Origin of the sequence: Prevotella jejuni (genome assembly GCF_900187995.1) — a bacterium.
GTDB lineage: Bacteria > Bacteroidota > Bacteroidia > Bacteroidales > Bacteroidaceae > Prevotella > Prevotella jejuni.
In genome coordinates, this window is sequence record NZ_FZNZ01000031.1 from 26056 (window position 1) to 40620 (window position 14565).

Genomic DNA, 14565 nt, shown 5'->3' on the forward strand with positions numbered 1-14565 from the left:
GATTAATAATCTTCTATTTCATCAATTTCCGTTGTTTTATAGAGCTGCGAATTAATATTCGATAATGGGGAAGGAAGCATAGATGAGTACATCACATATAAATTGCGATATGTACGAGTCATAGCCACATACAATGCTTTGCGATCTGATTCTTGACCTGAAAAGTTTTCTATGTAAGGTAAGAATACAGTTTCAAATTGTAAACCTTTTGCACTATGATAGGTCATCACCTTTGGGTTTGTAGATGTAAAATTAAGACTGTCCTGACTATTTCTAAAGTCTTCACGGTCATTATATCTTAGTTCGTAATTACCTCCCAATGATTTTAACTGGTTATATACCGTCTTAACATAATCATTATCTGGCAACAAAATAGCAACGTCTGTCATGTTATTTCTGCTGATAATATCATGTATAGCCTTTATTTGGTTTTCTTCATTATTATACTTGATGAATCTCGGTACTGCAATTTCCTTGCTTTTGTAAGTGCTTTCGATAAATGGGGGCAAATCTACACCGATTGGTTGCACAACTTTTGCAACGGGTAAAGGAAGACGATAGTTGCGATATAATTCCCAATTTTTCACCTTCATATTAAAAGGGACTAAGGCATTTATTCTATCCAGAGGAACAGTTTTCTTAAGTCCTTCATATATAGACTGCGCAGTATCTCCAAAAAAGAAGAAATGTTTATTTGTCGCAGCTAAGAATTCTCGAATTTCATCATCGCTAAAATCTTGAATTTCATCGACTATAATATAATCAGCTGATGGCATATATGGAATTTTGTTGCCATTTTCGTCCTTAGAGTAAACCATAAAACGGCCTCTCCTTTCACGTTTGTACTTCCATTCCATATGATAATAAAAATCATTAGTAAGTCCTAATTCTTGCTTGCCAGAATTCATATATTTGCACAGTGCCTTTGTATATACTATAATTTTATAATTGGTGCCGTACTCTTTTTGTATACGTTGAGCTTTTATTAGAGCCAGCACGGACTTACCGCTTCCTGCACAACCTGCGACTATGCAGGATTTATCAAGCGTTTCCATGAGGATCTTAATCTGGTCGTCATCAAGTTCGGATTCTTTTATCATCCAGTCTTTTTTCATAATTACAATATGTCTTAGTTTTTTATTCTATATATTCTCCAAGCAATTTTGCTTAAATCATTATTACAACGAGAATGGGTCGTATGAAATTCTTCGTTAAACCCCGAATTACGGTTTATAATCTCGACTTGACAAGCAGCAGATGCTTTATCTAACATTTTGGGCAGCCAATCATTAGATACTTCGTTGTAAGATGTGATATCTGCCAAACAAATAACTCCACAATCTGTTAGCTTTGGAGAAAATACATTTATAATATGTTCATATGGATTACGTTCTTCAAATTGTTGACATGTTACAAATTCACAAATAGCTTTAAAGGATATAATAAAATCATAAGCCTGAGTTATGACATCTGTAACAATTTTCAAATCATAAAAATCATCTATAACAACAGGCATTAATTGACAATCTAACTTAATTTCCGTGTGTGCTGATACCACATCAAGAATTTGCTCCAAATTTCGTAGGGCATGAGCGTTTCCATCTAATGCTTTAATTCTTATTTTCTTGATAGAAGAAAGTTGTTCTGAAACTGCAATTATAAAACCAACGAGCTCACCTCCTGTACCACCCCCAAAATCAAAGACTGACAATTCCTCTTTATCTTGATATTGTATGTAATTATTTTGTAAATACTTACTAAAAATTAGGTATGACTCAGAATAGCTTCTTGGGAAATAGGTTCCGAGATAACCCAAGATATCCTCTTGTCCCCAGTCAAGGACAACAAGATCTTTTTTCTTTCTACTATATATAGCAGACAATTTATTAAATAGTAAATTGTCTAACCAGATAGGTAGAGTAATGTGTCTAACTTCTGAATTGTTCATATAAATGATTTCGTCCAAGTAAGCAGACTTTTTGTTATGAGAATTGTCTAAATTTGGCTATAAAAATACGCAAATCTATCGAGATTAAAGAAGAAAGTGGCAGAAATCTTGATTTTTCTCCTCGAATTTAATAAATTAAGGGCAGTTGAAGCGATATTTTTACGCCAAACGCCCTATATGTGTTCTAACACTGATTATCTTGTCCTACATTTCTTGGTCGGTGTTCCTAATCCAATCTTTAGCGTACCATCCCAATTCGTCAGTTGGTCAGCGCATCCGTTTGAGCCTCCAAGCGAGACGTATGTGTCGGCAACTGCATGACATGTGATCAACGAATGAAAGGAAGTTGCTGATAGCATCCTTTGTATAAGTGACATCCTTTGTGGCAAAAAGTTTTGTCCAGTTGGAAACACATTCTCTGCGAAATTCAGTACAACCGTTCCATGTCATACCCGCAAGGAACTTGTTGACAGAAGCCTCTATATTCTTTGATACGTTTAAGGACAGCCTGTCGTTTACAGCGGTAGCAATGAGACCGTAATATATAGCATTAGCTTCCTTATCGTTGAAATTTATACGCTCAGTCTGTGAGAATTTGCCAAGTGAACTATGTCCCTCGTTTATGAAGCGAATAAGTACGCTTTGAAATCTTGATTGTCTGGTCTGTTCATCACGTTTACACTCAGCTTCTTGTCGTTTTCTCTCTTCCGCTTCCTGCTTTTTCCGCTTTTCAATACGTTCAATGGCTTCAACTATTTCAGGCTGTTGTTTCAACTCGTTCCATTGCATGATGAAAAGTTTGTACTTTGACAAGAGGGCATTATAATCATTGCCAATGCTGGCAAGTTCGCTATTAGCAGTAGTCAACTATTTCCTGAGACCATCTATCACTTCATCCTTTTGAATGGTAACACGCTTTATGGCGTTCTCTTCAAGTTGGGAGATGCGTTCCTTTACCTTGGCGTTCTCTGTCTTCAAAGCGTTATTCTCAGAAACAAGAACCTTGTTCTCTTTAATAAGACGGTTGAGGTTCTGCATGTAGTAGGTGTAAGTCTTGTTAACTGATATCTTACAAAGGTACGCTGCATCAACTTGGAAAAAGCATTGCCCTTTCTCAAATCTATTAGCTATGAGGTAAGAGGAAGAAGATACGAAGCCATTGGTTTTGCCAACCTCTCTGGCGGCTATGAACTTCGGGACGACAATATGTTCAAAGGAACGATTGCCCCAAAGGACATCACTCCGATATTTGAGAACAAAACACAGCCCGTCTGCCTGTTCGAGGGATTTATGGACTTTCTCTCTTTCCTTTCAATGAAAGAAGAAGTGAATAACCGCTGCCTTGTGATGAACTCTGTGAGCAACATTGGAAGAAGTATCAGCTACCTGAACAACCATCAAGTATCTTCTATCCGTACTTTCCTTGATAACGACGACGCGGGGCGGAGAGCAGTGCTGGAATTTGTAAAGGCAGGTTTTAAGGTAGAAGACATGTCTGTACATTATGGGAACTTCAAAGACCTCAACGAGTATCATGTCAGCCGTGTTCGTGAGCAACAGAAAAAGTTGGAGAAAACTCCAAAAACAAGCAATAAACCCAAACAAGTCAAACTTAAAATACGATAGAGCAATGAAAAAGATAAAAGCAAGCAGAGAGGAGATAGACCAATCCATAAAAGAAGCGTTCAGCATGAACAGACAGGAAAGTAATGAAAGAACAGACAGGAAAAGTCTTACATACTACTTGGGAGATACAGAAGACAAGGTGGAAGAACAACCACAGGCAAAAGCTCCATCAAAGGAAACGGATTGCCAAGAAGTAATAGCTTCCGAGTCTGCACAGCACGCAGAGAATGCAACCGTTCAACGGCGTATCAGTACCAAGATGAGACGGGGAACGCTCGAAGCCTATAAACAGACTTTCCTTGTTCCTACAAAGTTGAACGACCGAAAGGCGGTTTATCTGAGCAGGGCGACACAAGAGCGTGCGGACTTCATCGTCCGTAGGTTGGGCGACAAGGGAGCCAACGTGTCAAGCTTCATTGAGAACCTCGTGCGCACGCATTTGGAGGAATACGGCGAGGATATAGAAAAATGGAGGAGACTATAAAGCGCAGGAAAAGGGTCGACGGTTTTACTCAAAATCCACGACCTTTTTTAGAGAATACGATAACGGCAATTTACTGAACAGGCAGAATGGTGGGAGTACCACGAACGCAGTTAAACACAGAATGCAGTGCATTCGTTTTCAAGCAGAAAAATACTTTATGTGTAAACGGCCTATTGGGTAGCATTGCAAGACGTCAGTTTGTACCCACAAACTGCGCTTGCTCCCCTTGTGAGACTGTCGGGGAGGTTAGACCGTAATCACTCCGTTCTCATCGGTCAGTGTTCAGGAATTAAGCAAGATTGAAAACAAAGAAAAGAGGACTTTTATATGAACAGATACAACAGCAAGACTGCCCGATGGCAGCAACAGGAGAAGGAAGAACTACGGATGAACAAGACGGAATTCATCAAGGTAAGATGCACCTTAGAGGAAAAGCAGCGTATCAAATCAAAAGCGGAAAGCACAGGACGGAAGTTCTCAGATTACTGCCGTGAGATACTCCTTAACGGAGAAGTAACAGCCGTTCCCAAGATGACAGACAATGAGAGGGAAGCCATAGAGGTGTTGAGACGAACGGCCTACTTCTTTACACATGTTTCCAACCTTATCAAGGTAAAGGATGATGCGTGGGTACTGATTACTCAAAGCCTTTCCTATTTGGCAAGGGAAGCATTTAAGCGTTTCTTTAATCCCAAATACCGTATTGAGGAAAGGGCAATTAAACTCTTAAATCTGATGGAGAATGATAGGGAAATGTAAGGCTATTGCGCATGGTAGCAATGCACTGGAGTATATTTTCAGAGAGGGGGAACTCGGTAAAACGCTTCTCTTTCACAATCTCTGCGGCACTATGCCAAAGGAGATTTACGAGGAAATGAAGATGGTCAGCGATTACAATACACGTTGCAGAAACAAGTTCCTGCGTATCGAAATCGGCATTGCACCACAGGACGAGAAAAGATTGAGCCTTGTATCCGTCCGTAACCTTGCGTCAAACTTTGCAATACGCATGGGACTTGCCAACCATCAATGGGTGGCAGTAACGCACAAGGATACCGATAATATGCACATCCATATTATTGCCAATCGTATCAGTCTATATGGAGAAGTGTATGATACCACCTTTATGAGTAACCGAGCAGCAAGGGTTGCAGAGGAACTCAGCCGCAAGCATGGTATGACCATCGCAAAGGAAGTCAAGGCGAAAAGGCTGCATCAGAAGCCAAAAGCCAACCCAACGAGAGAACAAACCAAACAGCAGGTACAGAAGATATGTTATGCCTTACTTGATAGGTACAAAGGCACAGGAATCACAGGGCACTCCATGTTTCTCTATGACCTTAGCAAGAGTGGCGTAACCATTGAACGCTTAAAGAATAAACAGGGAAAGATATATGGCTTGAAGTTCGCATACGACGGCCAGACTTTCAAGGCATCGGAAATTGGCAGAGAATTTGGCTACCATTCCTTGCAGAAGAACTTCGAGATAAGCAACAAGACAGAACCAAAGAAAGCCACGACAATGGCAGATGAGCTGGCAAAGAACAAAATTCAATCCCATACAGGTTACCAACTCGTTCCTCCCAGCCGTCCCTATACGTCACCTGCCAACACAAATGAAAGTTCATCTATTGCACAAGCAGTAGGTAATATGGCAAATACAGCCATAAATGCAGCCGAAGAAATCATTTCCGGAGCAGGCGGGTTAATCAACCCACAGACACACGGTGATGATTATGCCGAAACAGCATGGCAGCACAGGCTCAGAAACCAAGCCAAGAAAAAGAAGAAAAGAGGAAGAGGATTGTAACCACTTTTCTCAATTCCTAGTCTCTATCCCAAAACTAAGACAAAGCAAAAGAGAGAAATCTTCATCAAAAACGCTTGTTATTCAAAGCAAATGATTATCTTTGCAAATAGAATAACAAGCGTTCTTTGTTAATGCAGAAACCTGCGATTGAAAGTACTTCGCTCGTTTCCAAATCGTTACCTGTTTAGTTTACACAACAAGGTAACTTCTTTATTTTCAATTAGATACATTTTAAGAATTATCTTGAGGTGTAAAAGGGCATCTTTTACAAGGGTGTTTGTAACCTTTTGTTTTTCTGATAGTTACAAAGACAAAAATAAGAGAAAATCTGTTGTTTTTCGATTTGGCGTGGATAAAAAGTGTAAAGATTTTGTTAAGTAGGCGATTAGATGGCTTTGTGCGTGGGAAAGTAGATGAGCTCATGGGTTGATGGCTGTACAGGCAGAGTGTTATAGATACGGTTTCATGGGTTGACAGGTGTATGGATGGGCTGCTATAGATACGGTCTCATGGGTAGGGAAGTGTACGGACTGGGTACTAAAGGTATTGGCTTCGGGCGTTGAAAATTGCGTTTTGAGGCTAAGTTTTTATACTTTTATTCCGTCATTTTTTTAGTCTTAAACAGTTGGTTTACCCCTCTTTAACTCCTTCAGCAGCTATGATGTCTTCGTAAGAATGCGCCTGTTCCCACCGTCTAAATAAACAGACGATGTACGGAATGTGAATTTTTATTTGTAAGTTTGTAGGTGAAAATAACACTTATAAGGTAGAATATAACTTTATGTGAAACGCAGAACGTGGCGCAAATATCATAAATGGACGGGACTAATCATCAGTTTCTTCTTGGTAATGTTTTGTCTTTCGGGAATCGTCTTGAACCATCGTCGGTGCTTTGCTGACATCAATGTGAGCAGAGCAGTGCTACCTGGTCGGTATGATTTCAAGCATTGGAACAACGGATTGTTGCGTGGAACGCTGCGTTGTAAGGATGATAAGGGGCACGACATGGTGCTCATCTATGGTGCTGCAGGCGTTATTCGGACAGATACGGCAGCGTCAATCTTCATTGATTATAACCAGGGATTGCCTTCAGGTGCTGATTATCGGCAGATGAGAGGAGTGGTACAGACGAAAAACGGATAGGTCTTTGCTGCAAGTGTCATGGGTCTTTACCAACTCAAAACCCACCAGGGCTGGCAGTCGGTGGCACTTCCTGAGATGGATTCAGCTAATCTGTTGAGCGACATTACCACACGGGGTGACACGCTGGTGGTGCTCTCGCGTTCCTATCTTTACTATGCTACAGCCCCTTACCGACAGTTCCATAAGGTGGAGATACAGCCTGCTGCGGGCGACGATGGTAAGGTTTCGCTCTTCCGACAGGTGTGGTTGCTGCATAGTGGTGGGCTTTTCGGGACCGTGGGGAAGCTGATTGTCGACCTCATAGCACTCATTCTCATTGCTCTTTGTGTGACGGGTGTGTGGTTCTGGGTGCGTCCGACGCATACAAAAGTATTGAATTGGCATAATAAGATTGGTGTGTTTACCATCGTATTGACGCTCTTCACGGCGATAACAGCGTGGGCTTTGCGTCCTCCAGTGATGATCCCACTGACCATGAATAACACCGATCCGCTGCCTGGAGCAGTCTTGGCAAGCGATAACGCATGGTACGATTGTCTGCGGATGATACGTTATGACGAGCAGAATCACGACTGGTTACTATCGACATCAAAGGGCTTTTGCTCCTTATCTTCGCTAACCTCAAAACCACAACCCATCAACATTGCACCGCCAGTGAGTGTGATGGGGCAGACGGTATGGCAACGTGACGAGAGTAGAATGTGGCTTGTTGGCTCTTTCGATGGACTCTTTCGGTGGAATAGACAGGCTGGACAGATTGAGCCTTACAATAATATGATGGTTGCAAGGGCTACTATTCCGGGGACAGCTGCCGCCGGTCAGATGGTAGTAGGCTTATAGTTCCGACTTCACAGGTGAGGAATGTGTGGCTGATTATTACGATGGTACGTTCTTCTCTGCCCAACCTGAAGAGTTGAGAACCATGCCAATGTCACTGTGGAGTCTTGCCTTAGAGGTGCATACGGGTCGTATTTATGCTGGTGCTATAGACTCTTTCCTCTTTATCATTGTTGCCGGATTGTTCGTAATCATCGCACTGTGGTCGGGTAAGAAGAGCTAAAAAGCTTCTTACCTTATATATAATAGATGTGAGAAAGAGGTATAACAGGGATAAAGAAGATATAAAATACGAGTAAAAAAGTCCGAGGAATAAAAAAGCTTAAGCCTATGGCTTAAGGTTGGAAAAGGAAGTAATGGCGTAATGAATATTAAGGTTTAAAGTGTAAAGTGCAATGTTTAAAGCAGAGACTTCGTTCCTATTATTTCTCACTAAAGTCTGGATTAAAGTCCTCAAAGAACTTTTTCTGCTTCTCAATAAGCTGGTTTGTCTCTTGGTACATGAACTTACAGGCGAGGTCATAGAGAGGAATTGCGACATGATGGACCAAAGAGTCGGTGAAGCCAAGCTCTCTATAATAGTTCACAAGGCTCTCATCTTCCGATAAGTCTGCAGCAAAAAGGAAGATATATTCGCATCCAACAATTTCTAAAAGATACTTAACTTGGGGTATTATGAACTTCCAAAAGATAATACTACCTAACCTTTGAGGCATATTTAGTGCTTCCCATTTCTCGCGATAACCATCATTGATACAGAAATGAACAATCTCTACACCTGAATAAGTCTTACCTACGTGACGTTGATTGCCCTTGAATATCTCATCAATGGTAACCTCATCTGCGCTAAAAACACTTTCAAGTGATTCTCTTGTAAGTCCTTTTTTTGAGCGAAAGGATTCTAATAACTCTTTAAATCCTTCTTTTTTATCTTCGGATATGCTCTTGTCCATTATCTTTTTTATAAGGAGATTGCATATCTTCTGTAACTGTTGGTATTGGTCAGCTTCAACTATTTTATCATAAAGCATACCACATTTTAATGAGAAATAGAAGACAACGCTTCCTTCCTCATCCTTTATTACATAATAAGCAGTTGTGTTATTCTCGTCTTCCTCATATGCTTTATCCTTGAGATTCTGCTCAAGTTGAGGATTTCTGCTATTGTAGAAGTCTTCAACTATCCACATATTCTCCAGCTTTTCTGCAAGACGTTCACAGGAAAAGCTGTCCAATACCTTCCTTTGTTCTTCTGTAATTTTCATGATATAAAGGTGTTTTCTTTCGTATTATGCGCCTAAGATGTTAAGCATAATTCGTCTTTGCTTTATGCGTTGGGCATCAACGCGGATGTCTTCAACCCTTATTTTTGTCCTACAAGCACTGTCGGGATCATATCCCTCACGTGCTTTTCGCCAGGAATATTCGCCATGTGAAAGCGTACTTAAGCTCCATGAGTCTTTTGATGCATAGGAAGAGAAGACCTTATCAAATACCTTTTTGTACTTTCCGATAGTCTCATCGCTGAGCATTTCACCATGAAGTTTATCAGTTTGGAATGCTTTATGAACAGAATAGAGCACCGGTCCATATTTCCAAGCCTCGAATTGATCCTCAAATAGAGGCTCTCCTGTCTCAATGATAGCCTCACGTTGGGTGAGATAAAGTAGCTTATGCAACTTCATCTCATCAATCTGTCTGCCATATTCTTTCTCATATCGCTGACTGATATAGGATGCTATCTGCTGTACATCTTCCATTCTTCTGCCTTTCTTTGCTGCAAATTTATGATTATTTCCCTAATGAAACAAATAAATGAGTGGGTTTCTTAACAGTAGTAATCATAATTTGTAGTTGACGAGTTGACAAGTTTACGAGTTGACGAGTTAATTGGGACCAGTACACATTCCTAAAGACTAATCCCCACTGCTAACTGTGATTTATCGCCACAATTAACTTATCTACTGGTCTACTCGTTCTTATACTATGTCTTCCTTACAAGGCAACTTGTTAACTTGTCAACTCGTCAACTACCAATATAGCACTACGAATTACGCGAATGACACGAATTACATTACAATAAACATTAGCGTAATTAGGGAAATTCGTAGTCGTTAATCGTACAGAGTATAAAGTTCAATGTGCAAAACTCAATGCTCAGAGATTGTAAGGATTCGTGCCATTCGAGAAATTTGTAGTTCAAAGGTCAAGGTTTGCAAGGGTTAGTGCTATTCGAGAAATTCGTAGTTCAAAGGATAAAAAATCGTAGTCGTTATTTGAATTTATTTTACTTTTTGGTTTTATAGAACGTGGAAACAGGGTTCAGAATTCATGGTCTCAGAACCATCGTAAGTCTTTTTCTATCAGACAGTTGAAGATGCGTGGTTTAGAAGGTGCTTACGAAGGGTTCAAAAGGGCGTTGGCAAGGGGCTTAAAGGGCGTCTTTTGCAAGCTAAAAGGGCGTTAACTTGAATGGTATTAACGCTCTTTTATTTTCAAGCAATGAATTATCTTTACAAAACAAGATGATAGAGGAAGAATGGTTAGCTGTTTATTTGTTACCGAAGTTAGCTGTAGCTTTATTACCGATGTTAGCTGTGGCTTTATTACCGAAGTTAGCTGTGGCTTTATCACCGAAGTTAGCTGTGGCTTATCGATGCTAATAACTTGTCTACTCGTCAACTTGCCTACTCGTCAACTACCACTTATAATTATCGATGTTAACTATGGTTTATCGCTACAAGTAACTCGTCTCTCGTCAACCTGTCTATTCGTAAACTGCCAACAAAGCACTACGAATTTCTCTAATTGCGCGAACCCTTTTTGCTAAATAATTCGTGCCATTCGAGGAATTCGTAGTCGCTAATCGTACAGAGCATAAAGTTCAATGTGCAAAACTCTATGCTCAAAGGTTAAAATAATTCGTGCCATTCGAGGAATTCGTAGTTCAAGTCTCAAAGGCCAAAGTTAACTGTCGTATCTTGTGTGATTTGGAAGGTTTGCCTCTCTGGAATTATCTTTATCACATATACCGCACCTGCTTTGAAATTAAAACTCATCTCTTTTTTGTAAATAATCTTACGTATAGAGCGGTGAGCCATAAATTTATATTCATAGTATTCAAACGCTACGCTGTGTCTTCCTGCAGTAATAAAACGTCCATCAAACCATGAGAAGCTTACGCCGCGACCATAATTGATATCATCAACCCTGCTTATTGAAACACCCATATTCTTAGATCCTTCATTCCACGAGGGAAGGAAAAGTCTGCTATGATTAGGATTACGACGAAGCCAAACACCTTTGTCGTATCGAAAAATACCTACTATCGCTGCTATCAACAGCAGAAACACTCCAATACATAGATATATCTGCAGAGAGACAGAATGGTTTAATCCTAATTCGCTATCAAAGGACACCAAGCAAAAGAGCGTACCGAAGTAACCTACTCCACTTATGAACATCCCCAAGAGAGCTCTTGCAGAAAGAGTGGTAACACTCGGGAATGAACGAACTGGGGAGAAACGATAGTAAAGATAATTAACCGTATAGATCAATCCTAAAAGTCCTAAGAGAAAAACAGTACTTACAATCAATGACTTCATGCTGTATATTTTTTTATCCGATGAGGGCTATTAAAAAACAATTCATAATCCTTTGTTAATTCATAATTCATAATACATATAATTTTTCGAACGAAGTTCTCATCAGTATGCCATCATTATGAAAACTAATGTAAACTGTGGTCTATTGCTGCAAATAACTTGCCAACTCGTCCACTTAATTGCATTCTCTTTGAAAATAATTGCAGAATAATTTGTTTGAATGGCTTTATTTCCTATCTTTGCACACGAAACAAACAATTATAAAGAAAAGTACTGATAAGATTTCAACGTTTGTCAGCTACAGAGAGGCAAATACTATAACACCTAAACAGTTATGCGCTGAGGAACTTGACACGATACAACTTGAAAAGCGACCAACTATTTTTACTGATATTAATTCTATAAACAACAATAACAATGAAAAAGTTTTATCTTGCAATAAGCTTAGCTATATGCTTGGCTTCTGCACCACTTACAACCTATGCACAAGCTAAAAAGGCTAAAAGTGCTGCTGTTACGATGAACGAAACACAGAAGGAAAAGCAACAGTTCGCTTATGGTTTTTACAAGACCTATATGAACAGCCTTATCTATCAGCTCTCAGACCTTTACATGGTGATTGCGAAGAAGTTTGTTAGTCCAAAGGTTTTGAAGAAGACTGCCGACACTGGTGCTGACGTACTTCTCAATGCACAGGATTGTGTGAAGGAGAATCTTCAAACACTGAAGATTAAAGCATTGAATAATGACTGGTTCCGTGTTTCCTTCTCATGGCCAACAGAAAAATACGAAGTTATAAAAGACCACATCATTTATATCAAGATAAAGGAGCAGGGCAAGTCGTTTATCATCGAGGATGCTACTACGGAAATGCCAAAACTAACGAAATAGTTGATTCACAATCCTCTGTTAATTCACAATTCACAATTCAGAATTATTCGAACGAGGTTCTCATCAGTACGTCATAATTATGATTACCAGTGTTGGCTATGATTTACCTGAACGCACAGGCGAACATGTCAACTTGTAAACTTATGAACTCGTAAACTTGTAAACTCGTAAACTTGTAAACTGATTATAAACCGATGTTGGCTATGATTTACCTGAACGCACAGGCGAACATGTCTACTTGTAAACTCGTAAACTCGTAAACTGATTATAAACCAGTGTTGGCTATGATTTACCTGAACGCACAGGCGAACATGTCAACTCGTAAACATGTGAACTCGTCAACTCGTAAACTGATTATAAACCGGTGTTGGCTATGATTTACCTGAACGCACAGGCGAACATGTCTACTTGTAAACTCGTAAACTCGTAAACTGATTATAAACCAGTGTTGGCTATGATTTACCTGAACGCACAGGCGAACATGTCAACTCGTAAACTTGTGAACTCGTCAACTCGTAAACTGATTATAAACCGGTGTTGGCTATGATTTACCTGAACGCACAGGCGAACATGTCAACTCGTAAGCTTGTGAACTCGTAAACTAACAAAAAGGGGTATCTCGCATTTCACGCCCCTCCCTACGGGGGAGGGGAAGGGGGAGGGGCCAGTTGTTGCAGTTATTGCAGTTATTGCAATTATTGCAGTTATTGCAATTATTGCAGTTATTGTTAGAAGATGGCATAATATTGGAACAAATTGGGTTTTAAATTATTAATTTCTAATCTAAATTTGAATATGAAGAGAATTAAGAACATTTTCTATGCTATCTTTTTAGCATTCCTATTCTGCAATCCTACATGTGCACAGAATGATGTGAAGATTACAAAGGTGGGTAAACTCATTCAGGAGTCCCTCCCTTCAACTTGGAGCCGTGACACCTTTATGACATATTACATCGCTGCTGATGCAGATAGTACGGAACGCTTTATCAAAGAAGGAAACTGGAAGCCCGCTTATGAGAAACGATATACACCTTACAATAATGTATCACTACCTTTAATCAGAGAATGCTTTGCTAAGTCCATAAGTGCGGTTCTTACAGAAGAACAAAAGAAACTCTTAAACCTCATTGGAAAGAAAAGTAATATTATGTGGTCTAAGTTCTATGTCTTTATAAATAGCAAGAAGAGGTTTGTAAAGATAACCATGATGAATAGTACCGCAAAACACTTAACCCAAGAGCAGATTTATGAGATTCTCCGTTTATACAGTAAGTGTGAGTTGCCAATACACCCTGTAGTAGGAGCGTTTAAAGAGAAAGAATACTATATTACAGGGGCACCTATCCATAGTATAAAATAATAGTTCGAACGGAGTTCTCATCAGTACGGCATAATTATGATTACCGCTGTGGGAATCGTGAAAAAGTAAAAATCAAACATCAAATCTTAAATATCAAAATTCAAAGGTCAAACATCAAAGGTCAAAGGTCAAATATCAAATTAAACAAATCATAACAATATGAAAAAGCTAATTTTATTCTTTTGCGTACTCTTTGGAGCAAACGCAATTTCCCAAGCTCAGACAACAAAGTGTGGAGTTTATCAACTCATTAACACTAAGGAAAGTAAGAATGTTCTCAAAGACCACAACATCGTACTTGAGAAGGGTGCAAACGGTAAAATCTCTGGTAGATTTTATGGTACCACAGACGACTTCGTGGATGCCCGCGAAGGTTATCTCCCCGGTCATTTTGTAGCACCAATGGAGAATCTCCGAGTAACAAAGGATAGTATCTTCTTCACTATCAACGTGGCGCACAAAGACCTCTTTAAGAATCCTATCCCTCGCAACGTAAAAACAGCCAAAGCCGCTCACAACCTCAAAAGAGCAGCGTGGAAGAGTGGCTGGTTGGGTGACAACCTACAGCGTAGCTACGCTGCTGCACTTAGAAAGGGCGTTATTAGGTTTTAAAGCCCCACCCCCATCCCCTCTCCGAGGGGAGCTACTCTTTCTACACATCTTTTTTAAGACTTGTATAGAAGGCTACTTGGTATTCAAATACTCGTAAACCTTCCTTAATGGTGATGTAGCCTGGCCTGGTGTCCTTACCCATATCACACCAACCTTGTAGACGGGCAATTATCCATGCTGCCCATGGTAGGCTGTCCTCTTTGAAAGGATTTCTTCCATCTTTTGACCTCGGGTTCTTGGTGTGTAT

14 protein-coding genes and 3 pseudogenes are annotated in these 14565 nt (G+C 39.9%); 9 read left to right on the forward strand and 8 right to left on the reverse strand.

Translation table 11 applies throughout. From position 1 onward, the window contains the following. Nucleotides 1-2: 2 nt before the first annotated feature. The 4 genes from CHB62_RS11160 to CHB62_RS14915 all read right to left on the reverse strand — a co-directional run bounded on the left by CHB62_RS11160 (nt 3) and on the right by CHB62_RS14915 (nt 2986). Nucleotides 3-1115 carry a 3'-5' exonuclease gene (locus CHB62_RS11160; protein WP_089366917.1) on the reverse strand — a complete coding sequence of 371 codons (1113 nt, stop codon included), beginning with the start codon at nt 1113-1115 and terminating at the stop codon, nt 3-5. Between the two features lie 14 nt (nt 1116-1129). After that, complete coding sequence (locus CHB62_RS11165) at nt 1130-1948, reverse strand: hypothetical protein (protein ID WP_089366918.1); 819 nt, start codon at nt 1946-1948, stop codon at nt 1130-1132. Nucleotides 1949-2215: 267 nt separating this feature from the next. Continuing rightward, a complete protein-coding gene (locus tag CHB62_RS11170; RefSeq protein ID WP_089366919.1) occupies nt 2216-2815 on the reverse strand; it encodes a hypothetical protein in 600 nt (199 codons plus the stop codon). Continuing rightward, nucleotides 2816-2986 (reverse strand): hypothetical protein, encoded by a 171-nt coding sequence (locus tag CHB62_RS14915; RefSeq protein WP_158296861.1) that lies wholly within the window; start codon nt 2984-2986, stop codon nt 2816-2818. Nucleotides 2987-3013: 27 nt separating this feature from the next. Between CHB62_RS14915 and CHB62_RS11175 the strand changes: the two are divergent. From CHB62_RS11175 to CHB62_RS11195, 5 genes and pseudogenes are all read left to right on the forward strand, one after another. After that, nucleotides 3014-3574 (forward strand): annotated as a pseudogene (locus CHB62_RS11175) (DUF8464 domain-containing protein); the annotation flags it as partial. A gap of 4 nt (nt 3575-3578) precedes the next feature. Continuing rightward, a complete protein-coding gene (locus tag CHB62_RS11180) occupies nt 3579-4058 on the forward strand; it encodes a DUF3408 domain-containing protein (protein ID WP_089366920.1) in 480 nt (159 codons plus the stop codon). A gap of 327 nt (nt 4059-4385) precedes the next feature. Further along, on the forward strand, nt 4386-4817 hold the full coding sequence (locus CHB62_RS11185) for a plasmid mobilization protein (RefSeq protein ID WP_089366921.1): 432 nt from the start codon (nt 4386-4388) through the stop codon (nt 4815-4817). Next, entirely contained in the window at nt 4801-5868 is a 1068-nt protein-coding gene (locus tag CHB62_RS11190; RefSeq protein ID WP_089366922.1) for a relaxase/mobilization nuclease domain-containing protein, read from the forward strand. Before CHB62_RS11185 ends, CHB62_RS11190 begins: the two co-directional genes overlap by 17 nt. A 783-nt stretch (nt 5869-6651) precedes the next feature. After that, nucleotides 6652-8071, forward strand: a pseudogene (locus tag CHB62_RS11195) (PepSY-associated TM helix domain-containing protein). Between the two features lie 199 nt (nt 8072-8270). On the opposite strand, the gene CHB62_RS11200 reads toward CHB62_RS11195, so the two are convergent. Together CHB62_RS11200 and CHB62_RS11205 are read right to left on the reverse strand one after the other, a co-directional pair. Next, nucleotides 8271-9113, reverse strand: coding sequence for a hypothetical protein (locus CHB62_RS11200; protein WP_089366923.1), 843 nt, complete (start codon nt 9111-9113; stop codon nt 8271-8273). Nucleotides 9114-9137: 24 nt separating this feature from the next. Next, the gene (locus CHB62_RS11205) at nt 9138-9608 is read right to left on the reverse strand and encodes a Panacea domain-containing protein (protein ID WP_089366924.1); all 471 of its coding nucleotides are present in this window, start codon (nt 9606-9608) and stop codon (nt 9138-9140) included. Between the two features lie 765 nt (nt 9609-10373). Here CHB62_RS11205 and CHB62_RS14920 point away from each other — a divergent pair. Next, complete coding sequence (locus CHB62_RS14920) at nt 10374-10511, forward strand: hypothetical protein (RefSeq protein WP_158296860.1); 138 nt, start codon at nt 10374-10376, stop codon at nt 10509-10511. A 291-nt stretch (nt 10512-10802) separates the two neighbouring features. Here the strand turns inward: CHB62_RS14920 and CHB62_RS11210 are convergent, their stop codons facing one another. Continuing rightward, nucleotides 10803-11453 carry a hypothetical protein gene (locus CHB62_RS11210; protein WP_089366925.1) on the reverse strand — a complete coding sequence of 217 codons (651 nt, stop codon included), beginning with the start codon at nt 11451-11453 and terminating at the stop codon, nt 10803-10805. A 417-nt stretch (nt 11454-11870) separates the two neighbouring features. Between CHB62_RS11210 and CHB62_RS11215 the strand changes: the two genes are divergently transcribed. From CHB62_RS11215 to CHB62_RS11225, 3 genes are all read left to right on the forward strand, one after another. Beyond that, on the forward strand, nt 11871-12344 hold the full coding sequence (locus tag CHB62_RS11215) for a hypothetical protein (protein WP_089366926.1): 474 nt from the start codon (nt 11871-11873) through the stop codon (nt 12342-12344). A 795-nt stretch (nt 12345-13139) separates the two neighbouring features. After that, nucleotides 13140-13706, forward strand: coding sequence for a hypothetical protein (locus CHB62_RS11220; protein ID WP_089366927.1), 567 nt, complete (start codon nt 13140-13142; stop codon nt 13704-13706). 159 nt (nt 13707-13865) lie between these two features. Next, nucleotides 13866-14318 (forward strand): hypothetical protein, encoded by a 453-nt coding sequence (locus CHB62_RS11225; RefSeq protein WP_089366928.1) that lies wholly within the window; start codon nt 13866-13868, stop codon nt 14316-14318. A 40-nt stretch (nt 14319-14358) separates the two neighbouring features. On the opposite strand, the pseudogene CHB62_RS14690 reads toward CHB62_RS11225, so the two are convergent. After that, nucleotides 14359-14565 (reverse strand): annotated as a pseudogene (locus tag CHB62_RS14690) (hypothetical protein); the annotation flags it as partial.

Coding starts and splice junctions, on each gene's coding strand:
- CHB62_RS11160 (WP_089366917.1), bottom strand. CDS start 1,115: ATGAAAAAAGACTGGATGATAAAAGAATCCGAACTTGATGACGACCAG.
- CHB62_RS11165 (WP_089366918.1), bottom strand. CDS start 1,948: ATGAACAATTCAGAAGTTAGACACATTACTCTACCTATCTGGTTAGAC.
- CHB62_RS14915 (WP_158296861.1), bottom strand. CDS start 2,986: ATGCAGAACCTCAACCGTCTTATTAAAGAGAACAAGGTTCTTGTTTCT.
- CHB62_RS11180 (WP_089366920.1), top strand. CDS start 3,579: ATGAAAAAGATAAAAGCAAGCAGAGAGGAGATAGACCAATCCATAAAA.
- CHB62_RS11185 (WP_089366921.1), top strand. CDS start 4,386: ATGAACAGATACAACAGCAAGACTGCCCGATGGCAGCAACAGGAGAAG.
- CHB62_RS11190 (WP_089366922.1), top strand. CDS start 4,801: ATGATAGGGAAATGTAAGGCTATTGCGCATGGTAGCAATGCACTGGAG.
- CHB62_RS11200 (WP_089366923.1), bottom strand. CDS start 9,113: ATGAAAATTACAGAAGAACAAAGGAAGGTATTGGACAGCTTTTCCTGT.
- CHB62_RS11205 (WP_089366924.1), bottom strand. CDS start 9,608: ATGGAAGATGTACAGCAGATAGCATCCTATATCAGTCAGCGATATGAG.
- CHB62_RS14920 (WP_158296860.1), top strand. CDS start 10,374: ATGATAGAGGAAGAATGGTTAGCTGTTTATTTGTTACCGAAGTTAGCT.
- CHB62_RS11210 (WP_089366925.1), bottom strand. CDS start 11,453: ATGAAGTCATTGATTGTAAGTACTGTTTTTCTCTTAGGACTTTTAGGA.
- CHB62_RS11215 (WP_089366926.1), top strand. CDS start 11,871: ATGAAAAAGTTTTATCTTGCAATAAGCTTAGCTATATGCTTGGCTTCT.
- CHB62_RS11220 (WP_089366927.1), top strand. CDS start 13,140: ATGAAGAGAATTAAGAACATTTTCTATGCTATCTTTTTAGCATTCCTA.
- CHB62_RS11225 (WP_089366928.1), top strand. CDS start 13,866: ATGAAAAAGCTAATTTTATTCTTTTGCGTACTCTTTGGAGCAAACGCA.